The following is a 14,953-nucleotide window of genomic DNA, read 5'->3' as shown; positions in this document are numbered from 1 at the left end:
GACTTTCTTTGAGCACTAAGGTCTCAACACCAGGCAATTTTTTGCTCAATTGCCAATCTTCGGTCAAGGTCTGGACCGCTAATTCATAGAGTTTTACCCGTTGATTGGGCAAGCGAGAACCATTGCGGTGAATTAATGCCAAAATCGTTAACAATAAGGGATTGCCAGTCATACGCTTGACTCCCTCACTGGCTGCGATCGCTTCCTTAAGTTCCCGACTTTGGTGATCGGCTTCCTGCTGCCAATAGTGCTGACTAGCATCTGGTCTTTGAGCTTTCTCTACCGCTAGACACCATCGGTCTAGAAACCGCTCCACCTGTTCCGGTTCCATCTCAGTAATGGTGAAATGGGAAAACCGTTGGCTTAATTTAACCTCCCGATAGCCAGCAATCCGGCTAGTAATCACAAACTTGTTATTGGGGAATTGATTAACAAACTCTTCAATTTGGTTAACTATCTGTTGGCGTATTTCCTGATTAAATACTTCATCCAAGCCATCCAACAGCACCAGACATTTACCATTCTCGAGTTTGTGATGCAAATGCTCAAAAATGGTTGTATCAGTGTCTTGCTCAAGCTTATTTGTTACTTCACTTTGCCACTGCTGAGAGAATTCCCTAAGAAACTGTTGCAAGCTCAAGTCGGATTGGGTTGCCAGCCGTTCCGCATAATCAGCAATCCGAAAGAACACCGGTAAGCGAGTTTGCCCCAAATTCTCTTTGGCCTCCCCTGCCAATACCGTTTCCTGGTCATCCCGTTGAGCGGTAGCAAAATGAAGCGCTAAATATTTCAGCAGGGTGGTTTTCCCAGCACCAGGGTCTCCCAAAATCACGCTATACTGACTATCCCGTATGGCTTTCGCTAAATCAACCTTTTCCGGAATAGTTTTAGTACTGCTAGAGATATCGATATCCTGAGTTATCCTTTCAAACTGATCTACCCGCATCGAAGGGCTAGGGCGTGTCTTCAAACTCGGAGATCCCCCTAAATCCCCCTTAAAAAAGGGGGACTTTGAGTATGGCTCCCCCCTTAATAAGGGGGGCTGGGGGGGATCATAATCTTGCGGAAAACTTTGAAAACACGTCCTAGATAAATTAGCTTTAGATAAATGCCTAGCATCGGAGGTATCAACCACCAGCTTCTGACGTTCAGCCTTGAGGGAAATATAGACCTGATCCAAAAAAATATCCACTTGGCGCTGCACCTGCATCACGCCACTAAACTTGAGATAAGAATTATGGGCAATTAACCACTCCAGATAGGGATAAAATAACCGTGCCAGGGGGGGATGGGTTTGAAATTCCACAATCTGCTCCCGCCAATCCCAGAAATCCGGAGCCCGGAGGCGAAACTCATCCAAAAATTGGGGTTTATTGAGCCAAAACATCAATACCATGTCTCGCTCAAACAGGGATTCTCTACCGACATTCAGTCGTTTTAGCTCATTGATGCGACGAGGTGTGTCCAACTGCTCAATCCCGAAGGCCATGATTAGAGGACGACTGTCAGCAGGAGTGTTGACAGAGGTACCTTGATCGAGGGGATTGAGACCGTAGAGAAAATTAATTAAAGAATCCTGACTGTAGAAAAAGTTGCTAACCTGAAACCCTTCCTCACTCAAGGCTTCTTGATTAACAACAGATTTAAACTGCTCCACCACCGGATGGTTGGGACCACTTTCGGGAGCAATGGCAAAAATAATGGTAGTGCCACTAGATAGTGCGAGAGTGCTGACTAAGCTATCCAGCTCATTATGGTCAGCGGGAGTCAATGGATCAGGGGCTGTTTTCATGGGTGAGTAGTGAGTGAGATAGTGCTGGGGAGAGGGAATCGGGAATCGGGAATCGGGAATCGGGAAGACAGAAGAGGAAATAGGGAATAGGGATGCATTGCATCAAGACAGGGAATCAATATCAAAGAAGACTGTAAGTCACAACTGCCAGAAACGTTATAGTTCACCATAAAAACAAATAAATACAGCGTTTTTCATAACTATCAGTTACACAGGTTTTTTGCCCTATTCCCTATTCCCCTCCTGGGAGGGGAATAGGGGTGGGTTCCGATTCCCGATTCCCGATTCCCGATTCCCGATTCCCGATTCCCGATTTCCTGTTCCTTAATTCTGACTCCCTTGCCACTGTTCCAAGTCTTCGATAATAATCGGATGCACATCAAACCAGGTATGGTCACCGTAATACCCTAAGACATACTTATTTTGTAAAAGTTCATCACAAATGACAAATTCACCTTGCTTGGGCAAATGATGGGTATTGGTAGTTAAGCGACCAGTTTGGTGAACAGTAGCCAATTCTTTAAAATGATAGTCGTTGATAGTATATGCTTTGCGTTCTTCTTGAATCGCCTCCTTAGCAATGGTTGTGTCTACATATTCCTTTTTTTTCTTCAGGGCGACCTGACAAGCCCCCCGCGCTAGTCGGATTAAATCCCGGATCACACCACCACTCTTTTCAGATATTAGCTCTAGGGCATCGGGAGTGAATAGATCTGTTTCGTTAATTTTAGCTAATCGTTTGGTAATCACAGACTTCAAGATATCTCGACCAACTTTGTTAGGGGTTGAGGTCGGACCAGAATTGCGATCGCGTAGCGTGGCCGTAGGCCAATCGCATTCAAATACAGGCAAATTATACAAATCCAAAGGTTGGAAGCTTTCCATGGGTTGCCGAAAGCTAGGGGAATATCGTAGGGAAATTGGAATAGTGTAGATGATATGACACTCTAATTCTGTCAGGAGCGGGCTAGCAAACATTTCCAGAGCGGTTCTCAAATCATGGCGATCGAGACCATCTACAATTACCAATAATTTTTGCTTGCGGTCTTTTTCAGCAGCTTTGATAATATCGTTGACCCGATCAATGATGTCACTAACAGCAGGACGAATGTTAAGGGTTTTAGTCATATCCCGAGTTAATCCCCGTTTCAGAATTAACCCCAATTTTTTCAAAACCTCTGGTAATTCTAACTGTTCAGTATCCGTTTCTTTATCCTGATAAATTACTGTTGTCAGGCTATTTTCCAAAGCATCCAGTAAGCGCTGATCCCGATTTGACCACCAGCCTGGTTTAATGGCTTGGCGACAAACCTCCATTCCAATCAACACCACTACCTCAGCATAACCAATGTTATAGCGGTCGAGAGCTGTTGCCGTATCAACCCAGATTACGGCATAGTTTTCTGCTAGCTCCTGTTCAATTCGTCGCAATTCCGTTGTTTTTCCACTGCCCCGATGACCAGCTAATAAAAACTTAGCTGGCTGGTCTTCCATTACCAGAGTAGCGATTAAATTTTCTACTGGACTATCCTCTCGCTGGATATAAAAATCTTTCATTTCCTCTGGTGTGGTCAGGGGTTGCTCTGGGTTAAAGAGTTGGTAAGCTGGTTTCCAATAGTTGGGATTGCTCATGGTTAAGGGGAATAGGGAGTAGGGAGTAGGGAGTAGGGAGTAGGGAGTAGGGAATAGGGAACAGGGAACAGGGAACAGGGAATAAAATTTAGATTTAGATCATAACTATAATATTAAGCAGTCAGCGGTCAGCGGTCAGCGGTCAGCGGTCAGCGGTTAGTCGTCAGTTGTCAGTTGTCAGTTGTCAGCCTAATGCTTACAATAAAAATTGTGCGCATTAGCTGATAGCTGATAGCTTACGACTGACCGCTGATAGCTTACGATTCCCCTAGCACTATCATGGTCTATTATCTCAAAGATAAGTATATTATTTTACTTACGGCTTTTGGCTTTAAGCGTGTTTTTGGTACGGAAGAAAATAAAGCACTACTTATTGATTTTTTAAATACCCTTTTACCACCTCATCATGAAATTGAAGATGTTACCTTCAAGAATACAGACAAGGTAATTTTTGAAATCTACTGTCAAGCCAAAACTGGGGAAGGCTTTATTGTTCTACTTCAAAAAGCAAAACAAAACTTCTTTAAAGATAGAAGTGTTTACTATTCCACATTTCCAATCCAAGAACAAGCGCAAAAAGGTGATTGGGATTATCAATTAAAGGCGGTTTATACTGTCGGTGTCTTAGATTTTGTTTTTGACGACCATAAGAATGATGAAACAATCCTACATACCGTGGAGCTAAAAAATCAGGATTGTCAGGTGTTTTATGACAAACTTAAATTCCTGTATATCGAGTTGCCCAAATTTACCAAAACCCTAGACCAGTTAGAAACACATTTTGATAAATGGCTGTTTGTCCTTAAAAATCTATCAGAATTACAGAATCGCCCTCAACCTTTCCAAGAGTCGGTCTTCAATCAACTGTTTGACGTGGCAGAAATTGCGAATTTTTCTCGCACTGAACAGGATAACTACCAAAACAGTCTCAAATATTACCGCGACATGAATAATATTGTCGAGACTTCTAGACAAGAAGGGTTGCTACAAGGTCGAGAAGAAGGTTTACAAGAAGGTAGAGAAGAAGGGCTAAAACAAGGTCGAGAAGAAGGAGCACAACGAGAACGAGCACTGATTCTCCGTCTGCTATCCCGTAGCTTAGGAGAAATACCGAGTGAACTGCAACAGCAAATTCTTCAACTATCACTGGACCAGTTGGAAGGGTTGAGTGAAGCCTGCTTAGATTTCTCGAATCTTGATGATTTAAGGGTTTGGTTGAATGAAACTTAAGAGTAATACAGCGGTTTTTAATTCGGTCAGGTACAAATTTCTAGGTTTTAGGGAGCAGGGACTTCGGAGCAGGGAATAGGGGATGAAAAGGGAGATTAGCTACCAGAAGTAAGCCAAGAATAAAATGCCCATCCTTGGGAAGGTAATTAGGAATCCTAACTTTTTCCTGGTAGCCTCCACTAGATTTAAGCTTGATCAAACCAAAGAAAGATTTAAAGGATCTATCGACAATCTTTAGGGTTTGTTGAGCAATATCCGTCGGTAATAACTTGTAATTATCATTCTCTTTCGAGTGATAATAGTTGCTCTCGTATCGTAGATGCTTTCGTTCCTGAAAAAAGTACTGACGGACATTATAGAGTCCCACATTGAACATATTTTTGCTCAAGTGACACATCTGCCTGAGAGCTTTGATCTGCTGCTTGTCTAAACGAAGATTATTAACTTGAGTTAGCATCCAGTATTCCCGCTACTGAAACTAGTATTTTAGCGGAAATGTCTAAGACACGCAACAGATCCAATCTCCAATTCCCAAGGGGCTGTGTGCGGAACCTGCGTCCGCACTTTATACGCCCCGTCTCCCGCGCTTCATGCGCGGGTATAACGGGAGTCCCCTTGGAGTTGAAAGATGGTTAATTTGAATCCTAAAAAGTTGCAGTTAACTACCGATAGTAAGGATAAAAAATCCCATCATGCCTGCCCCTGGGAGAATAAATTCTGACTCCCCTACGGTTACGATAGTAGATTTCATCGTCCCTGCGCTTGGGAGAATAGACTCGCCCGCGCCCACGCCTAGGAGAATAGACTCGCACCCGCCCACGCCTAGGAGAATAGATTCGCACCCGCCCACGCCCACGCCCACGCCTGGGATAATAGATGCGCCGATGCCTGCGGTGTGAACGATGCCTGTGTTTACGCCCGAATGAAGAGATGACAACGTCTAGGTTACTATCTCCAACAACGATGCGACTTTCAGCGTTAACTGGAGCTACAGGCACTAGAGCCATCAGTCCTGTGAGAAGCACAATTGAGAATTTCATCTTGCTAACGTCTTGTGGAAGAGCAATGCTATTTAAGCTAGCGATAGATTAGGTAAAAGCGTCAGCTATCAGCTAAAGGGGTTTAGTCAGGTTTGTGACACCTTTTTAGTCGGGTGTTTTTGTCGAACTAAAGATCCATGCTTGATAGCTGATAACTGATCGCTAAATACTTACACAGATAGACGAGATAAACGTAGCTTACCTTAATGAATGTTCCCATACCCCCCTCTCTGGTGGTATTTTTATGCGATCGCTCTTAGCGGAAGCTTCGCTTCATCGCGAAGCGGTTCCAAAGGAACATAAGCATTCAGCTATCAGTTATCAGCTATCAGCTAGCAGGCGCTTTAACTGAACGGGGTCGGATGAGTAAAACGAGCACAGATTTTCAACCAGTCGCACCAGCACCGTAAACTGTTTTCTTACCTCCCGTTGATTAGCTGACGGCTGACAGCTGATTGCTGAATGCTTACGATTACTGACCACTAGGGCGTGTTTTCAAAGTTTTCCGCAAGATTATGATCCCCCCCAGCCCCCCTTAAAAAAGGGGGGAGCCATACTCAAAGTCCCCCTTTTTTAAGGGGGATAATGGGGGATCTCCGAGGCAAGAAAACACGCCCTAACCCTCACCCCTCACTCAAACAGTTAAGAAGTGTGAAGTTTAGAGCTCAAAGATGGTTAAAACAGTAGATAATAATAAATTTGGCAGAAAAAGGATAAAACTATGGCAGATTACCAGCACTGGGAGGAATCACTCGTCGCACCAATTATACGTCAGGCTCAGCAAAAACTGATGTCTCCCAGGAAATTTCATGCTCTCTGCCAACAGGTGATCAAATCAACTGGTCAAAAAAAGCTATACTTTTATCCACCACCTTCCGAGCTACTGGATGTAACTAACGGGATTACCATCAAAGAGTTAAGACAATTTTTAGATAAATTAGCCAAGTATGTCAGTAGTACCTCCTCAGAAGGACACCGCGTCACACTCTACCTAAAAAGAGTGCGGCTTAGATTAGGTAGGGTAAACAAGACAGTTGTTTTAGTAAAAAAAACCAGAGTATGTCAGCACACTCCAAAATCTGTTGTAGAGGCGAAGCCTTCTAGGAAAAAATTAGAGGTCAACTCCAAAGGGTTGTATGCCAAGGCCATGCTTTCCCAGGATTTGCCCTCCCAGGATTTGCCTACACAACCAGCTCCAATTCATCCTGAAATGCTATCTACAGGGGGAATGAAGGTTGAGGTAGAAATAGCTGGAGCTGGCATGGTTGGTCGGGTAGCTCGCCTGAGAATTAATGGCAAAGACCTGGCATTTAAAGCATTTTTTGACCCAGATTTCGTATGGCAACATGGTCCTTGGGCTGAAATTCCCATTGGGATTAGACTGAAATATGCTCAGGTAACGAAAAACTGTGCAGAATTCTTGTTTGCTAGTCAAGATTGGATGGTATGGGAATGGATTTATCCCGATACTAATCCCGAGTTTCGGCACAATGGCATCACTTATGAACAGTTTGCAGAGCAAGAAGGTCTAACTCAACTCAATTCATTAAATATATATAATTACAATCCATACAATATACGTCTTGATCCAGGGGGAATTCAGAAAGAATACTGGGGCAGACGCTGGCAGGATTTTTTAAGAGGAATTGTCTTTTACCTCAGAAAAGTCCAGCGAGAAGGATTAAAATCCCTGACACCATACCTTTCAAAAAGAATGATTACTTACCTATTCCGGCGATTAATTGTTTTAATTTCTCCTTGGAAGAGTGGCTCGATCGGAGGAAGGGAAAAGCGATGATGAGATGATGGGATAATGAGATGATGGAATGATGAGAGAATCGGTATCCCAAGTCAGACAATCAAGCCAGAGAATAAGGTATAGTTGGATCAGTATTCAATTATCTATTAGAGTCAGACTAATTAACCTTAATAAAAATCTCCCCATCTCCCCATCTCCCCATCTCCCCACACCTCCCACCCTCCCCACCCTTCCCACACTTTCATTTTTATTGACAAATATCTTCACCCTTGCCCATTACCCGATCTTCCCCCATCTTTTGACACAGGAGTTTGGTAGGATATCTATAAAAGTGTCCCTAAACGCACAACTATACATCCCACAACTATACATCTCCCTCTCCTGCTATGCTTAAGAGACTAATTGGTGATCCCAACGCACGTAAACTCAAACGGTACCAACCTGATGTTGTAGAAGTTAACCTCCTCGAAGAAGACATCCAGCACCTATCGGATGAACAACTCAGAGGCAAAACCGCAGAGTTCAAACAGCAGCTGGAGAAAGCCAACACTAGTCAAGAGCGTGATGAAATTCTTGATCAAATTCTGCCAGAAGCCTTTGCTGTAGTGCGGGAAGCAGGAAAGCGAGTTCTGGGAATGCGTCACTATGATGTCCAAGTCATGGGTGGCATTGTCCTGCACAAAGGGCAAATCGCAGAGATGAAAACTGGTGAAGGAAAAACCCTGGTGGCTACTCTACCAGCTTACCTCAATGCCATCGATAGTAAAGGGGTTCACATTGTAACCGTTAACGACTACTTAGCCCGTCGGGACGCGGAATGGATGGGACAAGTTCATCGCTTCCTAGGTCTGAGTGTCGGGCTGATTCAATCGGGAATGTCCCCGGTCGAGCGGCAAAAGAACTATGCCTGTGATATTACCTATAGCACCAACAGTGAATTAGGCTTTGACTATCTCCGGGACAACATGGCCACAGCAATGTCAGATGTGGTGCAACGTCCATTTAACTATTGCATCATTGACGAAGTAGACTCAGTACTGATTGATGAGGCCCGAACCCCACTGATTATTTCTGGGCAAGTGGAGCGACCGACTGAGAAGTACATTAAGGCAGCAGACATTGCCCGCATGCTCTATCCAGAAGATCCAGACAATGGTGAACAACTAGGACACTACGAAGTTGATGAAAAAGCCCGTAACATCTTGATGACCGATGAAGGCTTTATCCGAGCGGAGCAACTTCTAGGGGTTAAAGATTTGTACGACCCCAAAGACCCTTGGGCTCATTATATTTCCAATGCCCTCAAGGCTAAGGAACTGTTTCAGAAAGATGTCAACTATATCGTGCGGAATGGGGAAGTAGTGATTGTAGACGAGTTCACTGGCCGAGTTTTGGCAGGACGCCGGTGGAGTGATGGTCTACACCAAGCCATAGAAGCCAAGGAACGGGTAGACATTCAAAATGAAACCCAAACCCTGGCAACCATTACCTATCAGAATTTCTTCTTGCTCTATCCCAAACTCGCCGGTATGACAGGTACCGCGAAAACAGAAGAAGCGGAATTTGAAAAAATCTACAACTTGCAAGTTACCATTATTCCCACTAACAAACCCTCTAAACGTCGAGACGTCTCTGATGTGGTTTACAAGACCGAGCCAGCTAAGTGGAGGGCAGTAGCAGAAGAATGTGCTGAACTCCATGAACAAGGACGTCCGGTGCTAGTGGGAACCACGAGTGTAGAAAAATCCGAGTTGTTGTCCGGTCTGTTAGCCGAAAAGGGAGTACCCCATAACCTGCTCAATGCTAAACCCGAAAATGTGGAGCGGGAATCAGAAATTGTGGCTCAGGCAGGACGGAAAGGAGCCTTGACTATTTCCACCAACATGGCCGGGCGAGGAACAGATATTATTTTGGGAGGTAATGCTGACTTCATGGCACGGCTGAAGCTACGGGAATATTTTATGCCCAAAATAGTGCAGCCCGAGGAAGACGAAGCCTTTTCCCCCATAGCGGTAACTACTGCCAAGCCTAAATCGGACGCTGTTGGGTTTGCTCCAGGAAAGAAACCGAAAAGCTGGAAGGTTAGCCCTCAGATTTTCCCTACCAAATTGTCCCGGGAAACGGAACAAATCCTAAAAGAGGCAGTAACTTTTGCAGTTGAACAGTATGGACAGCAGAGTTTACCGGAATTAGAAGCAGAAGAGAAATTAGCGATCGCTTCAGAAAATGCTCCCACCAATGACCCAGTGATTCAAAAGCTGCGGGAAGTCTATAAAGCAATTCAAGGGGAATATGACGCATTCACCACCCAAGAACATGATGAAGTGGTAGAAAAAGGTGGCCTGCACGTTGTTGGTACTGAACGTCATGAATCCCGCCGTATTGATAACCAGCTCAGAGGACGAGCGGGACGGCAAGGGGACCCCGGTTCTACCCGATTTTTCCTCAGTTTGGAAGACAATCTTCTGCGAATCTTCGGAGGCGATCGCGTAGCAAGGATGATGGATATGTTCCGGGTTGAGGAAGATATGCCCATCGAATCCGGGATGCTCACCAGCTCCTTAGAAAATGCCCAGAAAAAAGTGGAAACCTTCTACTACGATACCCGGAAGCAGGTATTTGAGTATGACGAGGTAATGAACAACCAACGGCGGGCAATTTACGCGGAAAGACGGCGAGTGCTGGAAGGACTAGACCTCAAAGAACAAGTCATCCAGTATGCCGAAAAGACCATGAGTGATATTGTAGATGCCTACGTTAACCCAGAGTTACCACCAGAAGAGTGGGATTTACAGAGCTTGGTAGGAAAGGTCAAAGAATTTGTCTACTTACTGCAAGATCTAGAACCACAGCATCTAGAAGATATGACGGTCGGGGAAATCAAAACCTTCCTCCATGAAGAAGTCCGCAAAGCCTATGATATCAAGGAAGCTCAAGTCGATCAAATCCAGCCAGGACTAATGCGGCAAGCTGAGCGATTCTTTATCTTGAATCAAATCGATAACCTCTGGCGAGAGCATTTACAATCCATGGATGCCCTAAGGGAGTCAGTGGGATTACGAGGTTATGGCCAAAAAGACCCCCTGATTGAGTATAAGCAGGAAGGCTATGAGATGTTCTTGGAAATGATGATCGATATCCGCCGCAATGTGGTATACTCCCTGTTCCAGTTCCAGCCACAAATGCAACCACAAGCAGTTTGATGTATTTTTAAGTTTAAGGTTCAAGGTTGAAGGTTGAAGGTTGAAGGTTTAAGGTTGAAGGTTTAAGGTTGGCTGCTTCCTGTTGCCTTTTGCCTTTTGCCTTTTGCCTTTTGCCTTTTGCCTTGGTTGAGTATAGTTTAAGGTTTAAGGTTTAAGGTTTTAAGTTACCGATTCCCGATTCCCGATTCCCGATTCCCAATTCCCGATTCCCGACTCCCGATTCCCGATTCCCGATTCCCGATTCCCGACTTAACTCTATGGTCAATCCCCTATCCATAAACTTTTCTACCACAATACCGATTGCTACTCCACTCATCAATCCACCCACTAGTCCAGCGACGGCCCCAACCACTGTTGTCGTTTCTCCTGTTGCTACCAATCCAGTCAAAGCCGTTACCCAGGTAATAATACTAAGCTGATATAGCGTTTCTAGGACTCATGAGGTACACAAGATTGTTTCACTCTTGACTCTTGCCTTGCCCTCCTGGGAGGGGTTAGGGGTGGGTTCCTAATCCCTGCTCCCTGCTCCGAACGCGCCCCGCGTGGCCCACGGCCTCAGTCCCTGCTCCCTAAAACCTAGATATTTGTACCTCACCAGTTATAGAATTGCTATAGAAAGTTAACAACACTTAAACGGGAAGGTTAAATGTTGATTAACTTAGTAGTTATAGAAACCAATAGCTATTACTGGTTTCTATAACTGGTCTAACTTTAACTGGTCTAAACTACATCACCTTTGATGGTATTGCTGGTTGATTAGTTTCAGTTCTTTCCCAGGGGAAAGACTTGTATTTTATGTAGAAACCACCTAATACCACCAGTATGATAATAATCATACCAATACCTAGGGAGCTGGGTAGCCAAAATGCCACTTCGATATGGTTGATTTGACCAGGTTGCAGTGTCCAAACTAGCTGATGTCCATCATCGTAAATCGTGGGACGAATGGCATTGGGGGATTTCTCAATACTGTTTGCTCCCCAAGGGGTCTCTAGGCTAAACTGCAAATCGAATAGTGAAGCAGCAGTAACCACAATCTTGCCGTTATCAGAGTTGATTACCCCTAGGCTACGCAAATCCAGGTCATAGCTTAAGTGATTTCGTTGCACCACAAAAAAGTTGTTTTGATCTAGGCGTAAATTAGAGTTAAAACTTGGGTTACTATCACTCTCTGCTGCTAATGGGGAATCTTCTGGGTGACCAACTGGGTTAAAAAACTGCTCAAACTTGGATACTAATTCCTTACCGTTGTTAAAGGGAATTGCGATCGCAATTTCTCGGTCTGAGAGGCGCTGAGTTTTGCCCTGAAGCTGCTTTGCCCGACTTTCGAGACTTCTGAGCCATTCGGTCGCCTCAGCATCGCTCAACTTTGTCAGCTGTTCTCCAAGCTTGATCTGCTGGACAATCTTGCCATGGTGTTCACCGTCAAACCTGACCCCAAGATCATAGTTGACACAACCAGACAGTAGCACTGATGCCAGCACAATCACCCCCAGAACCCGTAAATGCCTCAGAGTTCCACTAACCAACTGCCTTAAACTCACAAAATTTAACTTCACCAACCCTTCTCCTTTTTTCCTGAGTGTCCTTAGGGATTTATGAAACAATAGGTCGATTTGTTACATATATAACCTAAAACCAATACAATAGCATGTTGTAATCATGTTATAGAATCTCATAAACCAGCCCAAATCCTATGAATAAGCCTACTTTACGTAAACTGCATAGTACCTTAGCTCCAATCATCGTACTGCCTTTCATGATCACAGCAATCACCGGGATAGCCTATAGATTAGGGAGAGCCTGGTTTGGGCTTTCCAAAGATCAAACCCACTTTTTAATGGCGATTCACGAAGGAGAATACCTTGGTGATCAACTGAGGCCGATTTATGTACTTTTAAATGGTTTAGGATTAATTTTTATGTTAGTTACAGGTATAGTAATGTATTGGAAAAGTATTAGCAAGAAAGGTATTTTCTCTAGCAAAGTGACAGATAAAAAAACCGCCCCAGATAGTTAATTAACTGACTCTAGCAGTTTTTAATTCGGTGAGGGGCTTACTAGAAGTGGGTTTGAGGGAGTCGGGAGCGGTGCGACCCCGCGCTTTTTGCGACGCGGTGCGACCCACCCAACCCTTGGATTTAAGCAAAGTTCAAGAAACAGTCTCTGCTAGTGATATCAAAGCCCAAACCAAATCAATCCACCCAGGGTTAAACTCACCAAACCAACAGCTAGCCAGACGAATTGATTATCCTTAGTGTTAATCTCAGCAGGATCTAGGGGTTCTGGTACCAAGCCTAGGCTAGGCTGCTTGCGATCGCTAAAAGACCTATACACATAACTCTCCCGGTCGTCACTTTCTGCGATCGCACCTAAGTCAGGAATGTTGGTCATCCATTCTGCTGGTCTAGTAAGCTGAGGAGCTTGCAGAATATAGAGTAAATCTTTACCTTGTTTGGAGGTGTCTAGGTCAGGATGGCTAGTCAACTGTTGGCAAAGTGCGATCGCTTCCGCTTTTTGCCCAGCTGCCTCATAAGCCATCACCAACCACATTTGCACCTCTCCCCCGAGCCGAGAGGATAGATTTACCAGATTTCTGGCTGTGGTCAAATGCTCTATAGAAGCACGATATTCTCCTCGTTCAAATGCGGCTTTTCCTGACTGGTACTCAAGGGAAAATTTTTCATTAGCCATTAGTCATTCGTTAATTATTAATTGTTAATTATTAATTGACATTTTCAATTAACAATTTCCTAGTTGCCATTTTCCCTGTGTCCTTAGTTAGTAAATTCTGATGCCACGATCATCGAACCGATTCCTTCATCGGTGAAGATTTCCAGGAGCAGGGCATGGGGAATGCGACCATCAATAATATGAGCCGCACGTACCCCTTGGGCAAGCGATCGCACGCAGCAGTTTACCTTAGGAATCATCCCACCAGAGACTACCCCACTCTCAATCAACTGCCGTGATTGTTGAATATCTAGCTGACGAATCAGGCTAGATGGGTCTTTAGGATCCTTCAAAACCCCAGGGGTATCAGTCAGCAAGATCAGCTTTTCTGCTTCTAAAGCAGCTGCGATCGCACCGGCCACCGTGTCAGCATTGATATTGTAAGCTTGGCCAGTATCATCAGCCGCCACACTAGACACTACTGGAATGTAGCCACTATTGACCAAAGACTCTACTAGCCGCACATCCACAGTGCTCACTTCCCCAACAAAGCCAATACCCTCTTGACCTTCTGGGCGTGCTACGAATAAGTTACCATCTTTGCCACACAGCCCGACAGCATTACAACCGGCGTAGTTAATCCCAGAGACCAACTCTTTATTCACCCGACCCACCAGCACCATCTCCACTACATCCATCGTGGCAGCATCGGTAACCCGCAGACCATTCTTAAATTGTGGCTCAATCCCTAATTTCCCCAGCCAGCTATTGATTTCCGGACCACCACCGTGGATAAGGACTGGTCGTACACCTACACAAGCTAAGAATACAATATCCCGGATCACCTGTTCTTTGAGATTGCTGTCTTTCATTGCCGCACCACCATACTTAACCACGACTGTGCGACCAGCAAACTTTTGGATGTAGGGTAGTGCTTCACTGAGTACCCGCACACGGGTTGCTTCAGTTTCCCTTATGTACTCTTGAGTATAGAGCATAGGCAATCACTCAAATCTATAATCACATCCACAGCAGTGTAAATCATTTTCATAGCTTAGGGCTAGATAGAATGGCTCGTTTCTTAAGAATTGGAACAGACAAAGCTTCAGGGGAACAGAGGTATAGCTGTTTTCTTCTCCTAAAAAATAGATGGGTCAAATGGTCAGATGGTGATATAGGTATAATTTTCGACCCGACTCCCGACTCCCGACTCCCGACTCCCGACTCCCTACTCCCTACTCCCTACTCCCTACTCCCTACTCCAATTAACCTAGGACCAGGTACCTCACCCAGATATTGAAATCAGATAGTTTTTAGGAAAAATTGCGGATTTAGAAGCAAAAGCCCAGACTAATTTAACAGAATCAAACAAGGCTACTAGCTTCAAGCAGGGCTTTATCTTAGATTTACCTTAATGGGTAATTAGTAATCAGTAATTTTACCTCACTACTACCCACCAATGACCGATTACCATGAGCTCCTGTGTTAGCTTAAGTATATAGCCCAACAAACAATTGCTTATTTACCTGTTTCACCTCGATGCTGAAAATCCTTCTCAAGCAGCTGCGCCACGATCATTATATTCTTTGGTATAACAGCTTAATTATTATACTATTTTTAATTT

The 14,953-nt window shown here is 44.5% G+C and carries 15 protein-coding genes; 5 read left to right on the top strand and 10 right to left on the bottom strand.

What is annotated here, in order from left to right; all coding sequences use genetic code 11:
- From F6J94_RS17925 to F6J94_RS17915, 3 genes are all read right to left on the bottom strand, one after another.
- Positions 1-1,792 (bottom strand): NACHT domain-containing NTPase (locus F6J94_RS17925; RefSeq protein WP_293042954.1); only part of this gene is annotated, 1,792 nt, incomplete at its 3' end.
- Positions 1,789-1,962, bottom strand: coding sequence for a hypothetical protein (locus tag F6J94_RS17920; protein WP_293042952.1), 174 nt, complete (start codon positions 1,960-1,962; stop codon positions 1,789-1,791). The genes F6J94_RS17920 and F6J94_RS17925, both read right to left, overlap by 4 nt.
- A 154-nt stretch (positions 1,963-2,116) precedes the next feature.
- Entirely contained in the window at positions 2,117-3,424 is a 1,308-nt protein-coding gene (locus F6J94_RS17915) for a P-loop NTPase fold protein (RefSeq protein WP_293042949.1), read from the bottom strand.
- Between the two features lie 279 nt (positions 3,425-3,703).
- Here F6J94_RS17915 and F6J94_RS17910 point away from each other — a divergent pair, with 279 nt between their 5' ends.
- Entirely contained in the window at positions 3,704-4,654 is a 951-nt protein-coding gene (locus F6J94_RS17910; RefSeq protein ID WP_293042946.1) for an Rpn family recombination-promoting nuclease/putative transposase, read from the top strand.
- Positions 4,655-4,694: 40 nt separating this feature from the next.
- Here F6J94_RS17910 and F6J94_RS17905 read toward each other — a convergent pair whose 3' ends face one another.
- Both F6J94_RS17905 and F6J94_RS17900 read right to left on the bottom strand, forming a co-directional pair.
- Positions 4,695-5,111: a transposase gene (locus F6J94_RS17905; RefSeq protein WP_293042943.1), complete on the bottom strand. Its 417-nt coding sequence runs from the start codon at positions 5,109-5,111 to the stop codon at positions 4,695-4,697.
- 205 nt (positions 5,112-5,316) lie between these two features.
- The gene (locus tag F6J94_RS17900) at positions 5,317-5,694 is read right to left on the bottom strand and encodes a hypothetical protein (protein WP_293042940.1); all 378 of its coding nucleotides are present in this window, start codon (positions 5,692-5,694) and stop codon (positions 5,317-5,319) included.
- 721 nt (positions 5,695-6,415) lie between these two features.
- On the opposite strand from F6J94_RS17900, the gene F6J94_RS17895 reads away from it, so the two are divergent.
- A complete protein-coding gene (locus tag F6J94_RS17895) occupies positions 6,416-7,492 on the top strand; it encodes a hypothetical protein (RefSeq protein ID WP_293042937.1) in 1,077 nt (358 codons plus the stop codon).
- Positions 7,493-7,839: 347 nt separating this feature from the next.
- Positions 7,840-10,656, top strand: a complete 2,817-nt coding sequence (gene secA / locus F6J94_RS17890) for a preprotein translocase subunit SecA (RefSeq protein ID WP_293042934.1) — start codon at positions 7,840-7,842, stop codon at positions 10,654-10,656.
- Positions 10,657-10,807: 151 nt separating this feature from the next.
- Here the strand turns inward: secA and F6J94_RS17885 are convergent, their stop codons facing one another.
- Positions 10,808-11,008 carry a hypothetical protein gene (locus F6J94_RS17885; RefSeq protein ID WP_293042931.1) on the bottom strand — a complete coding sequence of 67 codons (201 nt, stop codon included), beginning with the start codon at positions 11,006-11,008 and terminating at the stop codon, positions 10,808-10,810.
- A 373-nt stretch (positions 11,009-11,381) separates the two neighbouring features.
- Entirely contained in the window at positions 11,382-12,215 is an 834-nt protein-coding gene (locus F6J94_RS17880; protein WP_293042928.1) for a DUF3153 domain-containing protein, read from the bottom strand.
- Between the two features lie 137 nt (positions 12,216-12,352).
- Between F6J94_RS17880 and F6J94_RS17875 the strand changes: the two genes are divergently transcribed.
- Positions 12,353-12,676, top strand: a complete 324-nt coding sequence (locus F6J94_RS17875) for a PepSY-associated TM helix domain-containing protein (RefSeq protein WP_293019827.1) — start codon at positions 12,353-12,355, stop codon at positions 12,674-12,676.
- On the opposite strand, the gene F6J94_RS17870 is transcribed toward F6J94_RS17875, so the two are convergent.
- The 3 genes from F6J94_RS17870 to argB all read right to left on the bottom strand — a co-directional run bounded on the left by F6J94_RS17870 (position 12,677) and on the right by argB (position 14,327).
- A complete protein-coding gene (locus tag F6J94_RS17870) occupies positions 12,677-12,805 on the bottom strand; it encodes a hypothetical protein (protein ID WP_293042925.1) in 129 nt (42 codons plus the stop codon).
- A 29-nt stretch (positions 12,806-12,834) separates the two neighbouring features.
- Positions 12,835-13,350, bottom strand: coding sequence for a hypothetical protein (locus F6J94_RS17865; RefSeq protein WP_293019833.1), 516 nt, complete (start codon positions 13,348-13,350; stop codon positions 12,835-12,837).
- A gap of 83 nt (positions 13,351-13,433) precedes the next feature.
- On the bottom strand, positions 13,434-14,327 hold the full coding sequence (argB, locus tag F6J94_RS17860; RefSeq protein WP_293042922.1) for an acetylglutamate kinase: 894 nt from the start codon (positions 14,325-14,327) through the stop codon (positions 13,434-13,436).
- 71 nt (positions 14,328-14,398) lie between these two features.
- On the opposite strand from argB, the gene F6J94_RS17855 reads away from it, so the two are divergent.
- Positions 14,399-14,629, top strand: a complete 231-nt coding sequence (locus F6J94_RS17855) for a hypothetical protein (RefSeq protein ID WP_293042919.1) — start codon at positions 14,399-14,401, stop codon at positions 14,627-14,629.
- The last annotated feature ends 324 nt before the right edge of the window (positions 14,630-14,953 follow it).

The sequence above is a fragment of the Moorena sp. SIO1F2 genome, from assembly GCF_010672755.1.
Classification (GTDB): Bacteria; Cyanobacteriota; Cyanobacteriia; order Cyanobacteriales; family Coleofasciculaceae; genus Moorena.
Note: the sequence above shows the minus strand (reverse complement) of the source record. Positions and strands in the feature narration are given on the sequence as shown.

Excerpts from the sequence above, each read along its gene's own strand:
- F6J94_RS17920 (WP_293042952.1), bottom strand. The coding sequence starts at position 1,962 with ATGGTGAACTATAACGTTTCTGGCAGTTGTGACTTACAGTCTTCTTTG.
- F6J94_RS17915 (WP_293042949.1), bottom strand. The coding sequence starts at position 3,424 with ATGAGCAATCCCAACTATTGGAAACCAGCTTACCAACTCTTTAACCCA.
- F6J94_RS17910 (WP_293042946.1), top strand. The coding sequence starts at position 3,704 with ATGGTCTATTATCTCAAAGATAAGTATATTATTTTACTTACGGCTTTT.
- F6J94_RS17905 (WP_293042943.1), bottom strand. The coding sequence starts at position 5,111 with ATGCTAACTCAAGTTAATAATCTTCGTTTAGACAAGCAGCAGATCAAA.
- F6J94_RS17900 (WP_293042940.1), bottom strand. The coding sequence starts at position 5,694 with ATGAAATTCTCAATTGTGCTTCTCACAGGACTGATGGCTCTAGTGCCT.
- F6J94_RS17895 (WP_293042937.1), top strand. The coding sequence starts at position 6,416 with ATGGCAGATTACCAGCACTGGGAGGAATCACTCGTCGCACCAATTATA.
- secA (WP_293042934.1), top strand. The coding sequence starts at position 7,840 with ATGCTTAAGAGACTAATTGGTGATCCCAACGCACGTAAACTCAAACGG.
- F6J94_RS17875 (WP_293019827.1), top strand. The coding sequence starts at position 12,353 with ATGAATAAGCCTACTTTACGTAAACTGCATAGTACCTTAGCTCCAATC.
- F6J94_RS17865 (WP_293019833.1), bottom strand. The coding sequence starts at position 13,350 with ATGGCTAATGAAAAATTTTCCCTTGAGTACCAGTCAGGAAAAGCCGCA.
- argB (WP_293042922.1), bottom strand. The coding sequence starts at position 14,327 with ATGCTCTATACTCAAGAGTACATAAGGGAAACTGAAGCAACCCGTGTG.
- F6J94_RS17855 (WP_293042919.1), top strand. The coding sequence starts at position 14,399 with ATGGCTCGTTTCTTAAGAATTGGAACAGACAAAGCTTCAGGGGAACAG.